Origin of the sequence: Roseateles amylovorans (genome assembly GCF_025398155.2) — a bacterium.
Taxonomy (GTDB): Bacteria; Pseudomonadota; Gammaproteobacteria; order Burkholderiales; family Burkholderiaceae_C; genus Roseateles; species Roseateles amylovorans.
The window spans coordinates 814,670-829,293 of record NZ_CP104562.2; the positions used below are offsets into that span (position 1 = coordinate 814,670).

13 protein-coding genes and 1 riboswitch are annotated in these 14,624 nt (G+C 67.5%); of the genes, 7 read left to right on the forward strand and 6 right to left on the reverse strand.

Annotation, left to right across the window (positions count from 1 at the left end; genetic code table 11):
• Positions 1-220 precede the first annotated feature (220 nt).
• Positions 221-1,654, reverse strand: coding sequence for an adenosylhomocysteinase (gene ahcY, locus N4261_RS03570; protein WP_435532049.1), 1,434 nt, complete (start codon positions 1,652-1,654; stop codon positions 221-223).
• A gap of 133 nt (positions 1,655-1,787) precedes the next feature.
• Positions 1,788-1,885: riboswitch (S-adenosyl-L-homocysteine riboswitch) on the reverse strand.
• A 70-nt stretch (positions 1,886-1,955) separates the two neighbouring features.
• Here ahcY and N4261_RS03575 point away from each other — a divergent pair.
• Both N4261_RS03575 and N4261_RS03580 read left to right on the forward strand, forming a co-directional pair.
• Positions 1,956-2,741, forward strand: a complete 786-nt coding sequence (locus tag N4261_RS03575; protein ID WP_261758848.1) for an HAD family hydrolase — start codon at positions 1,956-1,958, stop codon at positions 2,739-2,741.
• Positions 2,742-2,961: 220 nt separating this feature from the next.
• Positions 2,962-3,804: an SDR family NAD(P)-dependent oxidoreductase gene (locus tag N4261_RS03580; RefSeq protein WP_261758849.1), complete on the forward strand. Its 843-nt coding sequence runs from the start codon at positions 2,962-2,964 to the stop codon at positions 3,802-3,804.
• Between the two features lie 169 nt (positions 3,805-3,973).
• Here the strand turns inward: N4261_RS03580 and N4261_RS03585 are convergent, their stop codons facing one another.
• Together N4261_RS03585 and N4261_RS03590 are read right to left on the reverse strand one after the other, a co-directional pair.
• On the reverse strand, positions 3,974-4,915 hold the full coding sequence (locus tag N4261_RS03585; protein WP_261758850.1) for an AraC family transcriptional regulator: 942 nt from the start codon (positions 4,913-4,915) through the stop codon (positions 3,974-3,976).
• Positions 4,916-4,938: 23 nt separating this feature from the next.
• Positions 4,939-5,868, reverse strand: a complete 930-nt coding sequence (locus tag N4261_RS03590; RefSeq protein ID WP_261758851.1) for an AraC family transcriptional regulator — start codon at positions 5,866-5,868, stop codon at positions 4,939-4,941.
• A 173-nt stretch (positions 5,869-6,041) separates the two neighbouring features.
• On the opposite strand from N4261_RS03590, the gene N4261_RS03595 reads away from it, so the two are divergent.
• A complete protein-coding gene (locus tag N4261_RS03595) occupies positions 6,042-7,094 on the forward strand; it encodes an aldo/keto reductase (RefSeq protein WP_261758852.1) in 1,053 nt (350 codons plus the stop codon).
• Between the two features lie 184 nt (positions 7,095-7,278).
• Here the strand turns inward: N4261_RS03595 and N4261_RS03600 are convergent, their stop codons facing one another.
• The 3 genes from N4261_RS03600 to metK all read right to left on the reverse strand — a co-directional run bounded on the left by N4261_RS03600 (position 7,279) and on the right by metK (position 10,882).
• Positions 7,279-8,376, reverse strand: coding sequence for a DNA glycosylase AlkZ-like family protein (locus N4261_RS03600; protein WP_261758853.1), 1,098 nt, complete (start codon positions 8,374-8,376; stop codon positions 7,279-7,281).
• A gap of 203 nt (positions 8,377-8,579) precedes the next feature.
• Positions 8,580-9,590: a GGDEF domain-containing response regulator gene (locus tag N4261_RS03605; RefSeq protein WP_261758854.1), complete on the reverse strand. Its 1,011-nt coding sequence runs from the start codon at positions 9,588-9,590 to the stop codon at positions 8,580-8,582.
• A gap of 113 nt (positions 9,591-9,703) precedes the next feature.
• Positions 9,704-10,882, reverse strand: coding sequence for a methionine adenosyltransferase (gene metK, locus N4261_RS03610; protein WP_261758855.1), 1,179 nt, complete (start codon positions 10,880-10,882; stop codon positions 9,704-9,706).
• Positions 10,883-11,038: 156 nt separating this feature from the next.
• Here metK and N4261_RS03615 point away from each other — a divergent pair, with 156 nt between their 5' ends.
• The 4 genes from N4261_RS03615 (at position 11,039) to N4261_RS03630 (ending at position 14,611) form a co-directional block, all read left to right on the forward strand.
• Positions 11,039-11,929, forward strand: coding sequence for an LpxL/LpxP family acyltransferase (locus tag N4261_RS03615; RefSeq protein WP_261758856.1), 891 nt, complete (start codon positions 11,039-11,041; stop codon positions 11,927-11,929).
• A 213-nt stretch (positions 11,930-12,142) separates the two neighbouring features.
• Positions 12,143-13,009: a diaminopimelate epimerase gene (gene dapF, locus N4261_RS03620; protein WP_261758857.1), complete on the forward strand. Its 867-nt coding sequence runs from the start codon at positions 12,143-12,145 to the stop codon at positions 13,007-13,009.
• Positions 13,006-13,704, forward strand: coding sequence for a DUF484 family protein (locus N4261_RS03625; RefSeq protein WP_261758858.1), 699 nt, complete (start codon positions 13,006-13,008; stop codon positions 13,702-13,704). Before dapF ends, N4261_RS03625 begins: the two co-directional genes overlap by 4 nt.
• Positions 13,682-14,611, forward strand: a complete 930-nt coding sequence (locus N4261_RS03630; RefSeq protein ID WP_261758859.1) for a tyrosine recombinase XerC — start codon at positions 13,682-13,684, stop codon at positions 14,609-14,611. Before N4261_RS03625 ends, N4261_RS03630 begins: the two co-directional genes overlap by 23 nt.
• Positions 14,612-14,624 lie beyond the last annotated feature (13 nt).

A 14,624-nucleotide genomic window follows, 5' to 3' on the forward strand; every position in this document is an offset into this window, starting at 1 on the left:
ATGGCGTGGCTTTCAGTCGCCGAAACATCGGGGGTCCCGAGGCAATGCGGCATCTCAACATCGACTGTGTGGATCTTGAGATGTCTCGGTGTCTCGGCGTGTCGCGAGCGGGTGCCAGGCTAGGCGCGGGAGGACCCGAAGACCGGAGCGTAGCGGCGCTACGTGAGGATCTTCGGGGCGACCCGCAACGACGCATGGCGCCTGCTCGCGGCGCGCCCGCTCAATACCGGTAGGTGTCGGGCTTGAAGGGGCCCTGCTTCGACACGCCGATGTAGGCGGCCTGCTCCTCGGTCAGCTCCGACAACTGCGCATTCAGCGTCTTCAGCTGCAGCCGCGCGACCTTCTCATCCAGATGCTTGGGCAGCACATACACCTTGCCGATGGCGTAGGCGTCCTTGTGCGCGAACAACTCGATCTGCGCGATGGTCTGGTTGGCGAAGCTCGACGACATCACATAGCTCGGGTGGCCGGTGCCGCAGCCCAGATTCACCAGACGGCCCTTGGCCAGCAGGATGATGCGCTTGCCGTCCGGGAAGATCACATGGTCGACCTGCGGCTTGATCTCTTCCCACTCGTACTTTTCCAGCGAGGCGACATCGATTTCATTGTCGAAATGGCCGATGTTGCAGACGATGGCGTTGTGCTTCATCGCGGCCATGTGCTCATGGCGGATGACGTTCTTGTTGCCGGTGGTGGTGACGAAGATGTCGGCCTTGTCGGCGGCGTACTCCATGGTCACCACGCGGTAGCCTTCCATCGCGGCCTGCAGGGCGCAGATCGGATCGATCTCGGTCACCCACACCTGAGCCGACAGGGCACGCATGGCCTGGGCCGAGCCCTTGCCCACGTCGCCGTAGCCGGCGATGACGGCGATCTTGCCGGCGATCATCACGTCGGTGGCGCGCTTGATGCCATCCACCAGCGATTCACGGCAGCCGTAGAGGTTGTCGAACTTGCTCTTGGTGACCGAGTCGTTGACGTTGATCGCGCGGAACAGCAGGGTGCCCTTGTCGGACATTTCCTTGAGGCGATGCACGCCGGTGGTGGTTTCCTCGGTCACGCCGATGATCTCGGCGCTCTTGCGGGTGTACCAGGTGGCGTCTTCGGCGATCTTCTTCTTGATCGCGGCGAACAGCACGCGCTCTTCCTCGCTGCCCGGATGCGCCAGCACCGACAGATCCTTCTCGGCCTTCTGGCCCAGGTGCATCAGCAGCGTCGCATCGCCGCCGTCGTCCAGGATCATGTTGGGGCCTTCGCCCGGGGTGCCCTTGGCGCCGAATTCGAAGATGCGGTGGGTGTAGTCCCAGTAGTCTTCCAGCGTCTCGCCCTTGTAGGCGAAGACCGGCGTACCGGCGGCCACCAGCGCGGCGGCGGCGTGGTCCTGGGTGGAGAAGATGTTGCACGAGGCCCAGCGGACCTCGGCACCCAGCGCCTGCAGCGTCTCCACCAGCACGCCGGTCTGGATGGTCATGTGCAGCGAGCCGGTGATGCGGGCGCCCTTGAGCGGCTGGGCTGCGGCGTATTCCTCGCGGATGGCCATCAGCGCCGGCATTTCGCTTTCGGCGATCTTGAGTTCCTTGCGGCCCCAATCGGACAGCGACAGGTCTTTGATCAGGTACTGGTCTTGTGCCAGGGGCTTGAGTTGGGCGTTCAATTGGGCGTTCATGCGGGCGTTCATGCGGGCTCCTACGGGGGTAGAGCCGTTGACGCCCGAGGGGCAGGATGCGGAGCTGAGTGCAGCGCCGAGCGGCCATGCCGCTCAAGCCTCACCCGGCCGCCAAAGGGTCAACGGGTGAGCGCGGTTGCCAATGCCGGGCGACGATCGCCGCACGGCGGTTCCGAGCCTGGCCTCTGACGATGGGAGGTTGCAACGCTCCTCGGAACAGGCGGGATTGTAGACAGGTTTGCCGTGGCGTCGAGTGCCCCGCACCGGCCCGGGGGCACAATCGCCGGCCATGCGACCGCTGAGTTCCTGTTCCCGTGAAGAATGGCGCGCCGTGAGCGGCGTGCTGACCGACATCGACGACACCCTGACCGACGACGGCGCCCTCCCCCCCGCCGCGCTCGACGCGCTGCACCGCCTGCAGGCCGCCCGGATTCCGGTCATCGCCATCACCGGTCGGCCGGCGGGCTGGAGCGAGCCCTTTGCGATCTCGTGGCCGGTCCAGGGCATCGTCGCCGAAAACGGTGGCGTGCTGCTGCATCGCGAGGGCGAGCATCTGCGCACCGAGTTCACCCAGCCCGATGAGATGCGCGCCGCCAATGCCGAGCGCCTGCATCGCTGCGCCGCCGACATCCTCGCCCGGGTGCCGGGCGCCACGCTGGCCCGGGACAGCGCGGGCCGCCTGACCGACATCGCGATCGACCACAGCGAGTTCAGCACCCTGAGCGACGAGGCGATTGCCGTGGTCTGCGACCTCATGCGGTCCCACGGCCTGACGGCGACCGTCAGCTCCATCCACATCAACGGCTGGATCGGCCACCACAGCAAATGGACCGCAGCGCATTGGGCGGTGCAGCGTCTCACCGGTCAGGCGTTCGATCCGGCGCAGTGGGTCTATGTGGGCGACTCCACCAACGACCAGTTGATGTTCGAACGCGTGCCGCTGTCGGTCGGAGTGGCCAACGTGCGCCGCTTCCTGCCGATGCTGGCGCACCTGCCGGCCTATGTGACCGAGGGCGAGCGAGGGGTGGGATTCGCGGAAGTGGCTGTGGCGATGTTGGCGGCACGGGACCGATGAAGCCCGGTTGACGCGGGTCGCGGCATGCGTGTGCCAGCGTGGTGAAAGCCCGTAGGCGAACCGTCATCGGATCGTGCAAGCCATGGCATGGATCGGGCACGCCGGGTGGCGTGCCCATTCCTACGATGACTGCACCGTCGTCGATCCCTGCAGTGCCGCCGAGTTCAAGCGCACTGCATGCCTCGCGGCGTTGCCTCCACTCATCACAGGAAACCCCGCCATGTCCAAGATCTGGTTCATCACCGGCGCCAACCGCGGCATCGGTCTGGAAATCGTCAAGTCCGCACTGGCCGCGGGCGACAAGGTCGTCGCCACCGCCCGCCAGCCCGATACGCTCCGCGCCGCTTTGGCCGAGCAGGTGGCCACCGAGCAATTGCTCTGTCTGCCGCTGGACGTCAGCCGCGAGGCCGATGCGGTCCAGGCGGTGGAACAGGCGCTCGCGCACTTCGGTCGCATCGATGTGCTGGTCAACAACGCGGGCTACGGCCAGTTCGGTCTGTTCGAAGAGATCGCGACCGCCGACATCGCCCGTCAGTTCGACACCAACGTCTTCGGCCTGATGAGCGTCACCCGCGCCGTGCTGCCCGCCATGCGTCGACAACGCAGCGGGCAGATCTTCAACGTCTCGTCGGTCGCGGGCTTCATGGCGTTCTCCGGCTCCTCGCTCTATTGCGCCACCAAGTTCGCCGTCACCGGCTTCTCGGCATCGCTGGCGATGGAAGTGGCCGGCTTCGGCATTCGTGTCACCATCGTGGAACCCGGCTTCTTCCGGACCGATTTTCTCGATGCCAGCTCGGTCCGCTACAGCGACGCCAAGATCGCCGACTACGCCCGGTTGCCCGAGCCTCCGCAAAGCCGATTCGATGCCTATCACACCCGCCAGCCGGGCGATCCCGCCAAGCTGGGGCCGGCGCTGGTGCAGATCGCCAACATGGAACAGCCGCCGCTGCATTTCGTGGCCGGCTCCGACGCGGTGGGATTTGCGGAGCAGACCTTCGGTCAACGCCTGGCCGAGGTGCGCGCGCATGCCGCGCTGTCGGCTTCACTGGATGGGGACTTCTGACACCGAATGAAGGCGCCACTGAAGCGACGCTGATGGGGTGCTGACGAGGTGTTGACGAGGTGCTGACGAGGCGCTGACACGGCGCTGATACGGGCCCCGCTCGGCGGGGCCTCACCCGCCGACGCGAGCCCATGCCGCCGGATGTTCCCAATCTCAGGCGTTCCCGATCTCAGGCCGGCAGGCGCACCGCTTCACCATCGCGCCGGCGGATCGCATCCCGCGACGGCGGCGCGCCGAACAGCCGGCTGTATTCGCGGCTGAACTGCGACGGACTTTCATAGCCCACCGCATGACCCGCGCGGGCCACTTCCAGCCCTTCGGCAATCAGCAGCCGACGGGCCTCCTGCAGCCGCAGCTGCTTCTGATACTGCAGCGGACTCATGGCGGTCAGCGCGCGGAAGTGCTGGTGCAGCGAGGAGGTGCTCATGTGCGCCTCCCTGGCCAGTGCCTCGATGCGCAGCGGCTGCGCATAGTGTTGCTTGAGCCAGCGGATCGCACGGTGGATCCGCTGGGTCTGGCTGTCGCTGCGGGCCACCTGCGCCAGGCGCTCGCCCTGCTCGCTGCGCAACACCCGGTAGACCAGCTCGCGCATCGCCATCGGGCCCAGCGTCGCCTGGTCCTGCGGATGGTCCAGCAGATCCAGCAGCCGCGCGGTGGCATCCAGCATGGCGTCGGTGACCGGGCTCAGGAACAGGCCGCGGCTGATCTCGTTCGCATGGCCGGCCACCGCATGGGCGTTGCCCGACGGCGCGGCGCGCGGCGGCCCCAACTGCACCAGCAAGTCGGCGATCTCCGCGGGATCGAAGTCCAGGCGCAGGCAAAGGTACGGCCGCTCCGGCGAGGCCTGGAACACGCGTCCGGCCACCGGCAGATCGGTGGTGAACACCATGAACTGCGACGCGTCGTAGCTCAGGCGCTCGTCGCCCAGCTGGATCTCTTTCGCACCCTGGACGACCAGGCACAGCGCGGCCGGCTGCATTGCATGGATCAGCTCGACACCCGGCGACCCCATGCGGATGGTCCACAGCCGAGGGAAGGCGGTGGACCAGACGCCGTCGCGCGGCGCGTGTCGATCCAGGCTCAGGATCAGGCGATCCAGCACGTCGGACATCGGATGCTCCTGACCTGCCATGCTCAGCTGACGCGCAGCAGTTGCTCGATGTCCGCCCGCGGCGGCGTGCCGAACAGCCGCCGGTATTCGCGGCTGAACTGCGAGGCGCTTTCATAGCCGACCTGATGCGCCGCGCTGGCCGCATCCAGTCCTTCGGCCAGCATCAGCCGCCGCGCATGCTGCAGCCGCAACTGCTTCTGATATTGCATCGGCGACATGCTGGTCAACTGCTTGAAGCGCTGGTGCAAGGTGGACGGGCTCATGTGCGCCACCGCCGCCAGTTCGTCGATGCTGACGGCTTCGTTGAAGCGGCGGTTCAGTTCGTCGATGGCGCGGGACAGGCGGCGGGTGGCGCCGTCCTGCTGCGCCAGGGTGCGCAGCCGCGGTCCCAGCGGACCGGTCAGCACCCGGTAGAAGATCTCACGCTGCAGCAGCGGGCCCATCACCCGCTGGTCCTGCGGCGCATCCAGCAGCTGCATCAACCGCAGCGTGGCGCTGAGCAGCGATTCCGACACCGGCGCCACATTCAGCCCGGACTGCGCCTGCGGCGTGGCGTCCGTCGACGAGGGGCCGACCTCCAGCATCAGGTCGGCCAGCGTCTGGGTGTCGCAGCTCACCCGCACGCACAGGTAGGGGCGGTCCGGCGTCGCGTCGATCACCTGACCGCGCGGCAGCACCGTCATCGACACCAGCAGGAAATGCAGCGGGTCGTAATAGAGCGTCTCGGTGCCCAACGCCACCATCTTGCGGCCTTGCAGCACGATGACCAGACCGGGCTCGTAGAGCGCCGGGCCCGGTTTGGGCGAGGTGCAGCCGGCGCGGATCAGATGCAGGCAGGACACGGCGGTGGCGTGAGACCCGTCGCCGGGCACGTGCCGCATCGTCAGATCCACCATCTGGGCACGGAGCGCCTGCAGCTCATCGGCGATGGGGAGCGGGGTGGGAGCAACCATGCAGCGAATTGTGCAAGTGGATCGCGCGCGTGCCCAGACCGTCGGTCCGGGGTCCGGAGAATTGGGCAAGGATGGGCGAGATTTGCGCTGGTCGCGCAGGGGGGCGAATTCCTAAGCTGACGACATCGCGACGGCCGTGGGGCGTTGCGCGAACGAATCGCAAGGAGTGCGTCATGACCGTCTGGACCCGAGAACCGAAAAATCAGCTGCCGCAACTGCCGCGCCGCCGCCTCGGCGCCCACGGGCCGGAGGTCTCCGCGCTCGGCCTGGGCTGCATGGGCATGTCCGACTTCTACGGACCGACCGATGACGGCCATTCCCTGGCCGTGCTGCACCGGGCGCTGGACCTGGGCATGAACTTCCTGGACACCGCCGACATCTACGGCATGGGTGCGAACGAGCGGCTGATCTCCGGGCTGCTGGCCAACCGTCGCCGCGAGGTGGTGCTGGCGACCAAGTTCGGCATCGTCCGCAATGCCGAAGGCTTCTCCGCCGGCGTGGACGGCCGCCCGGCCAATGTGCACCGCGCCTGCGACGCCAGCCTGCGGCGGCTGGGGGTCAACCACATCGATCTGTACTACCTGCACCGGGTCGACACCACGGTGCCGATCGAGGACACCGTCGGCGCCATGGCCGAGCTGGTGCGGTCCGGCAAGGTGCGGCACATCGGCCTGTCGGAGGCGTCGGCCGAGACGATCCGGCGCGCCCATCGGGTGCATCCGCTGGCGGCGGTGCAGAGCGAGTATTCGCTCTGGACCCGCGATGTGGAAGCGGACATCCTGCCGACCTGTCGTGAACTCGGCATTGCGCTGGTGCCCTACAGCCCGCTGGGCCGAGGCTTCTTGACCGGCGCGATCCGTGACGCCGACCAGCTCGCGGCCGACGACTGGCGCCGTCACAACCCGCGCTTCCAGCCGGCGCATCTGCGGGCCAACCTGTCCCTGGCCGATGCGTTGACCGCGCTGGCCGCCGACCACGGCATGACCGCGGCGCAACTGGCGCTGGCCTGGCTGCTGGACCGGGGCCCGGATGTGGTGCCGATTCCCGGCACCCGCAGCCTGGCGCGCCTGGAGGAGAACGCCCGCGCCGCCCGGCTGCTGCTCACCGATGTCCTGCGGGAGGACCTGCGTGATCTGCTGGCGGCGCATCCGGTCTCGGGGCTTCGCTATCCGGAGGTGTCGATGGCGTTGGTCAACGGCGCGTCGCCGCAGCGCCAGGCGGCCTGAGCGAGGTCAGGCCCGGACCCAGGGCCGGCGCCGAATGCCGGGCCGCTCGTCCAACCTGGTTGATGAGGGCAGTCGACCGGTGGTGTCGATCAGGCCGATCAGGCCGATCAGGCTGATCAGACGAGCCGATCACTTGGGCTGATCGCACCGCGATGCGGCAGCTCTGTGCCGCGTCGCTCCGTCTTCAGCCAGCGATTCCCAGAAAGACCGAGGTGCTGTACAGCGCCTCATCCAGCGACTGACGGAAGGCCGCATCGCGCGGTCGACGTTCGATGAAGCCGAGCTCGTGCACCAGCCGGCCGTGGCTGACTTTCAGGTTGGCCCAGCCGATCATCCGGTCGCCCCACAGCATGGGCAGCGCATAGTGGCCCATGGTGCGCTGAGCGGGCGGGGTGTAGGCCTCGAAGCGATAGGCCCATCCCCACAGGTGTTCGAAGCGTCGCCGGTCCCAGACCAAGGGATCGAACGGCGCGAGAAACCGCAACCGCAGGGGATCCACCTTGTGGCTGCGCGAGGCGGGGTTTTCATCGACCGGCCAGAACCAGGTCACGCCGTCGAGCTTGGTGTGGGCATAGCGCTCGCGGGCTTGCTTGACGACGGACCGCGCCTCGGCATTGAGATGCGGTGCGCCGTAGTTCAGCAGCGTGGTGAGGTAGCCCAGGCTGGCCGCCGGCAGCGGGGCATACAGCCGCACGATGAGGTCGAGCAAGGCGGCGGCACGCGCATGCCGGGCCTCGGGACTGTCGTCCACCGGCCGGTGGTCGATGGCTTCATACACCCGGGTGCCGGTCTCTCGTCGCACCACCCGCAACTGGCCGCGGTAGTGCATGCCGTCCAGCAACTGGGTGCTGGCGTTCAACTCGCCGCCCCAATAGCCCGCCACGCGACCGTGGGAGAACGCCTTCTGCACATCCTGCGGATGGACCCGACCCCGTTCGCGGATGAAGGACAGCACCTCGGCCGCCCGGGCGTTCATCTCCGCGTCCCAGGCGCGGCGGGCGGTGCGGGGATGCATCAGCGCGAGATGTTCCCGAGGCAGGAAACCGTAGTTGACCAGGCAGTCTTCCTCGACGGCCAGCCGTGCATAGCGGCTCTCCAGCTGGCCGGCGCGATAGTCCTTCACCCGATGCATCAGGATCAGATCCTGCGCCCGAGCCGGCGCGCGGATCGGATCCGCCTGGACGAAGCCCAGCCGCTGAATCGCGCGCAGCAGCGTCGTCGGCTTGAAGAAGGTGCGGGCGATGGCGTGGCGCCGCAGCGCGTCGTGGTCGATCACGGGCATGGCGGAGGGGCGGGGCGAGGGCGCGGTCGATGAGGGTGTCGACACGCTATCTCAATCGTCACCCGGATGTGGCAGCAGGCCAGCGGCCGCGGCGAGCGCAGAGGCGATGTGGCCGGCGCTTGAGCTGGAACTTGGGCTTGGCCTTGGGCTGCGACTGCGACCGCGACTGCGGCTGGAGCCGAGGGCTCGCCGGTGGAGGCTCGTCAGCTCGCCGAGGTCCGACGGCGCTGTTCCTCGGTGTCCATCTGCATCTCGTAGCTGAAGAAGCGGTTCCGGCCGGTGGACTTGGCGTTGTAGAGCGCGTCATCCGCCCGCAGGATCAGGCCTTCGGCGCTGGTGCTTTCATCCGGCAGGCAGGTGGTGATGCCGCCGCTGAGGGTGATGCTGGCGCCGGTCGGGGAATCCGGATGCGGAATCGCCGCCAGCTCGATGGTGCGGATCAGCGCCCGGGCATAAGTCATCGCACCGGAGCGTGGCGTGTTGGGCAGCACCAGCGCGAATTCCTCGCCGCCGTAGCGGCCGGCGCAGTCGCTCGGGCGGCGGCAGGTTTCCTTCAGCAACTGCGCCACGCGGCGCAGGCAGGCATCACCGGCCACATGGCCGGCGGTGTCGTTGTAGCGTTTGAAGTGGTCCACATCGCACAGCACCAGGGTCAGCGGCTTGGCCTCGCGGCGGGCGAGTTCCAGCTCCTGCTGCAGCCGGGCATCGAGCGCGCGGCGGTTCATCAGCCCGGTGAGGGCGTCGACGGTGGAGAGCTTCTCCAGCTGCGCATTGGCGGTGCGCAGCTCTTCGGACATCTTCACCAGCCGCTGCCGCATCTGGGCCAGACGCTGCATGGCCCGCAGCTTGGCATGCAGGATCATCGGCGAGACCGGCTTGACGAGGTAGTCGTCCCCGCCGGATTCGATGCCCTTCCAGACATCCGCCGCCTGGTTGAACTGGGACAGGAAGATGATCGGCGTCCAGCCGCCGGGCTCGGCCGCGCGCATTTCGCGGGCGGTCCAGTAGCCGTCCTGGCCCGGCATTTCCACATCCATCAGCACGATGTCGGGCCGATAGCGGCGGAACAGCTCCAGCGCCCAGGAAGCGCTGTCGGCTTCCAGCACCCGATGGCCGACCCGGTCCAGTTCGGCGGTCAAGGCCACGCGGGTGGCGCTCTGGTCGTCGACGATCAGGATGGTCAGCGGCGCGGGTGTGGAGGGCGTCGGGCTCATCCCGCGATTGTGCCGGGGCCACAATGAAACGGGCCGCCAGAGGCGGCCCGGAGTGGGGGGGAAGTCGCGGTGCTTCGTGGCAAAACACCGGGCCTGCGCAGCAGGCGACGAACTTACAGCCCGGCGGCGGCGCGCAGCGCCTTCGCCTTGTCGGTGCGCTCCCACGAAAACTCGGGCTCTTCACGACCGAAGTGACCGTAGGCCGCCGTCTTCGTGTAGATCGGACGCAGCAGATCCAGCATCTGGATGATGCCCTTCGGACGCAGGTCGAAGTGCTCGTTGACCAGCGCGGCGATCTGCTCGTCGGGGATGACACCGGTGCCTTCCGTGTAGACCGTCACATTCATCGGACGGGCCACGCCGATCGCATAGGCGACCTGGATCTGGCACTGGCGCGCCAAGCCGGCGGCCACGATGTTCTTGGCCACATAGCGGGCGGCGTAGGCGGCAGAGCGGTCCACCTTCGTCGGATCCTTGCCCGAGAACGCGCCACCGCCGTGCGGGCAGGCGCCGCCGTAGGTGTCGACGATGATCTTGCGACCGGTCAGGCCGCAATCGCCCTGCGGGCCGCCGATGACGAAACGACCGGTCGGGTTGACCAGGTATTTCGTGTCCTGCAGCCATTCCTTGGGCAGCACCGGCTTGATGATTTCCTCGATGACCGCCTCGTAGAACTCCGGCTTCATCTTGTCGCCCAACGACATCTCGGGCGCATGCTGGGTGGACAGCACCACGGTGTCCACGCTGTGCGGCTTGCCGTTGACGTAGCGCATCGTCACCTGGCTCTTGGCGTCCGGCCGGAGGAACGGCAGGCGGCCGTCCTTGCGCAACTGGGCCTGGCGCTCCACCAGCCGGTGGGCGTAATAGATGGGCGCCGGCATCAGTTCCGGCGTCTCGTCGCAGGCGTAGCCGAACATCAGGCCCTGGTCGCCGGCGCCGGTGTTGAGGTGGTCGTCGGACGCCTGGTCCACGCCCTGGGCGATGTCGTTGCTCTGCTTGTCGTAGGCCACCAGGACGGCGCAGCCCTTGTAGTCGATGCCGTACTCGGTGTTGTCGTAGCCGATGCGCTTGATGGTGTCCCGTGCGACCTGGATGTAATCCACATGCGCGTTGGTCGTGATCTCGCCGGCGAGGACGACCAGGCCGGTGTTGCACAGGGTCTCGGCGGCCACGCGGGAGCGGGGGTCCTGCGCGAGGATGGCATCAAGGATGGCGTCGGAGATCTGGTCGGCCACTTTATCGGGGTGGCCCTCAGAGACGGATTCCGAGGTGAAGAGGAAATCGCTTGCCAATTTAAACTCCTGTGTTCAGTCGTCGGCGTTGCCGTGCTGAGGAGTCAGGCGGCGAACGCTTTAGCGGGATTTATGAGTCGCCCCGCAAGTTGTCCAAATTAACTCGGCGACGAATTCATTATAGAAAAGAAGAAGGCGAAAGGCTGGGCAAGGTAGATGGGAAAACTAGCGACGCATGCAGCGATCGGACTCTTGTGGCTTTTGCACTGGTTGCCGCTGCGCTGGCTGGCCGCATTGGGCTGGGGATTGGGTGGGCTGCTCCACCGCGTGGCGGGCTCGCGGCGCCGGGTGGCGCTGCGCAACGTCGAGCTGTGCTTTCCGGACATGGCCGCGCCCGCCCGCGAGGCGCTGGTTCGGGAGCACTTCGGCTGGCTGGGCCGCAGCCTGCTGGAGCGCGGCCTGTTGTGGTTCGCCTCCGCCGAGCGGCTGCAGCGGCTCATGCGCATCGAGGGCAACATCAAGCTGTCCGAACAGGTGGACCGCCCGGTGATGTGGCTGATGCCGCACTTCGTGGGCCTGGACTGGATCGGCCCGGCGCTGATGCTCAACCAGTCGCGTCCCGGCGCCAGCATCTACCAGCGCCAGAGCAACCCGGTGGTGGACGACCGCCTGCGGCATGCGCGCTCGCGCTTCGGCGTGACCAAGCTGGTGGACCGGCATGAAGGCGTGCGCAGCGTGCTGCGCCACATCCGGGACGGCTACAGCTTCCTGAATCTGCCGGACATGGACTTCGGTCCCAAGGATTCCGCCTTCATCCCGTTCTTCGGCGTGCCGGCCAACACCCTGCTGGCACCGGCCAAGATCGCGCAGACGATGAAGATGGTGGTCCAGCCGGTGGTGGTGACCATGCTGCCCAAGGGCGAGGGCATTCTTGTGCGCGCCCATGACCCGCTGCCAGGCTACCCCAGCGGCGACCTGGAAGCGGACGCGCGCCATTTCCATCAGTGGCTGGAAGCCCGGATCCTGGAGAACCCCGCGCAGTACTTCTGGGTTCACAAGCGCTTCAAGACCCGACCGCCGGGCGAGCCTTCGCTGTACGCGCGCTGAGCGTTGCTGGTCGGGGGCGTTGTCGCCGTCGGGAATGCGGTCGGTCAAGACTGAGCAGGGCGGCGCAAGGCAGGGCAGGGGCGGGTCGGTCCTTGGTGGTCGGCTTGACCGGATCCCTTTCGATGCCCCGGGCGGTCTTGCCGATGCGCGCCGCCGACGGGTCCTGCTGATTTAGCGGCGCCGTGTCGCAGGCCCGCGGAGATAATCCCCGCCATGAAACTGCGCTTCACCAAGATGCAGGGCGCCGGCAACGATTTCGTTGTGCTGGATGCCACGCAACAACCGATGCCGTTGTCGGCCGACCAGCTTCGGCGGGTGGCCGACCGTCGCTTTGGCGTGGGCTGCGACCAGATCCTGGTGATCGAGGCCTCGACCACCGCCGGCGTGGACTTCGGTTACCGCATCTTCAATGCGGACGGTTCCGAGGTGGAGCATTGCGGCAACGGCGCGCGCTGCTTCGTGCGGTATGTGGTCGACAAGGGCCTGACCGACAAGCACACGGTGCGGGTGCAGACCGTCAATAAATTGCTGGAGCTGCGCCTGCGTGAGGACGGTCGGGTGACCGTCGACATGGGCGCCCCCGTCTTCGACCTGACGCAGGTCCCCTTCGATCCGACCGGTTTGGCGCCGCGCCTGGACCACGGCTTCGAGCGCTGGTCGCTCGCGCTGGGCGACGGGCTGACCGCCGAGGTCGCGGTGCTGTCGATGGGCAACCCGCATGCGGTGCAGCGGGTGGACGACGTCGACCATGCGCCTGTGGCCCTGGTCGGACCGCTGGTGGAAGGCCATGAGCGCTTTGCGCGGCGGGTCAATGCCGGCTTCCTGCAGATCGTCAGCCGTTCGGAGGTCCGCCTGCGGGTCTATGAACGCGGCAGCGGCGAAACCCTGGCCTGCGGCACCGGTGCGTGCGCGGCCGTGGTGGCCGGCATCCGGCTGGGCTGGCTGGACGAGGCCGTGGAAGTGCACACCCACGGCGGCGACCTGCGCATCGAATGGGCGGGCCTGTCTCAGGGCCTCAACGCGTCGGTCTACATGACCGGTCCGGCGCAGACCGTCTTTGAAGGAGAAATCGAACTGTGAGCGGCATCGAAGGCATCACCGAACAGGACATCGCCGACTATCTGGCGAAGGATTCCGGCTTTTTCGAGCGTCACGCCGAATTGCTTGCGAATGTGCGCATCTCCCATCCGCATGGCCAGCGCGCGGTGTCGCTGCAGGAGCGTCAGGCGGAACTGCTGCGCGACAAGATCAAGGGCCTGGAGCAGAAAATCGTCGAGATGATCCGCAACGGCCAGGAGAACGTCGCCATCGCCGACCGCCTGCACCGCTGGACGCTCGCGCTGATGCTCACCCGCGACGACCGGCAGTTGCCCGAGGTGCTGCTGCGCGAGCTGCGCCATCAGTTCCTGATCCCGCAGGCCAACCTGCGGCTGTGGAATGTGAACGCCGGCCAGACGCTGGCCCAGTTCTCGGCCGAGGTCAGCACCGATGTGAAGACCTTTGTCGGCAGCTTGCATCAGCCCTATTGCGGCATCAATTCCGGATTCGAGGCCGCCCGCTGGCTGGAAGAGGATGTGGCGTCGCTGGCGCTGGTGCCGCTGACGGCGGGTTCGCCCTCGCAAGCCTTCGGCCTGCTGGTGCTGGGCTCGCCGGACCCGACCCGCTACACCGCCGAGATGGGCACCGAGTTCCTCTCGCGCGTCGGTGAGATCGCCAGCGCCGCGCTGTCGCGCCTGCTGAACGCGGATCCGCATGCTGTCGCCCAGCCTGACTGACGAGCAGCGGCGCTATCTGGATTACCTGCGTGTGCAGCGCCGCCTGGCGGAGCGCACGCTGACCCTCTATCAGGATGCGCTGCTGCGTCTGGTCCACATGGCCGAGGCCGACGGGTTGGCGCTGCTCACCCTCTCCAGCCTGCAGGCCCGTCGCTTCCTGGCCCGGCTGAATGAACAGAAGCTGGCGCCGCGAACGCTGTCGTTGATCCTCTCCGCCTGGCGCGGCTGGTACCGCTGGCTGGGGCAGCAGGGGCTGGTGGCCTCCAATCCGATCGTGGACGTGCGGGCGCCCAAGCAGGGCAAGCCGCTGCCCAAGGCGCTGGGCGTCGACGACGCGGTGCGGCTGGCCGACCATCAGCAGGACAATGCCGATCCGGTGGCCGAGGCCCTGGATCGCTGCCTGGTCGAGCTGCTCTACGGGGGCGGCCTGCGGGTGTCCGAACTGACCGGCCTGGATGTGCGCCATCACCCGCAATCGGCGGGCTGGGTGGAGCTGGATGCGGCGGAAACCCAGGTGCTGGGCAAAGGCGCCAAGCGCCGCGCCGTGCCTCTGGGCAGCCATGCGCTGGCGGCGCTCCAGCAGTGGCTGGTGCTGCGCCCGCAATGGGCGGCGGCGGATGAGCCGGCGCTGCTGGTCGGTCCGCGCGGCGCCCGGCTGAGTCCCGACATGATCCGCAAGCGCCTGAAGCAGCGGGCGCTGACGGCGGGCATGCCCACCCATGTGCATCCGCACATGCTGCGCCACTCATTCGCATCGCATCTGCTGCAAAGCAGCGGCGACCTGCGCGGCGTCCAGGAACTGCTGGGCCACGCCAACATCACCACGACGCAGATCTACACCCGGCTGGACTTCCAGCATCTGGCCAAGGTCTACGACGCCGCGCATCCCCGCGCGAAAAAGAAATAACGTTCACCCGCGA

Coding starts and splice junctions, on each gene's coding strand:
- N4261_RS03575 (WP_261758848.1), top strand. CDS start 1,956: ATGCGACCGCTGAGTTCCTGTTCCCGTGAAGAATGGCGCGCCGTGAGC.
- N4261_RS03580 (WP_261758849.1), top strand. CDS start 2,962: ATGTCCAAGATCTGGTTCATCACCGGCGCCAACCGCGGCATCGGTCTG.
- N4261_RS03585 (WP_261758850.1), bottom strand. CDS start 4,915: ATGTCCGACGTGCTGGATCGCCTGATCCTGAGCCTGGATCGACACGCG.
- N4261_RS03590 (WP_261758851.1), bottom strand. CDS start 5,868: ATGGTTGCTCCCACCCCGCTCCCCATCGCCGATGAGCTGCAGGCGCTC.
- N4261_RS03595 (WP_261758852.1), top strand. CDS start 6,042: ATGACCGTCTGGACCCGAGAACCGAAAAATCAGCTGCCGCAACTGCCG.
- N4261_RS03600 (WP_261758853.1), bottom strand. CDS start 8,376: ATGCCCGTGATCGACCACGACGCGCTGCGGCGCCACGCCATCGCCCGC.
- N4261_RS03605 (WP_261758854.1), bottom strand. CDS start 9,590: ATGAGCCCGACGCCCTCCACACCCGCGCCGCTGACCATCCTGATCGTC.
- N4261_RS03615 (WP_261758856.1), top strand. CDS start 11,039: ATGGGAAAACTAGCGACGCATGCAGCGATCGGACTCTTGTGGCTTTTG.
- dapF (WP_261758857.1), top strand. CDS start 12,143: ATGAAACTGCGCTTCACCAAGATGCAGGGCGCCGGCAACGATTTCGTT.
- N4261_RS03630 (WP_261758859.1), top strand. CDS start 13,682: ATGCTGTCGCCCAGCCTGACTGACGAGCAGCGGCGCTATCTGGATTAC.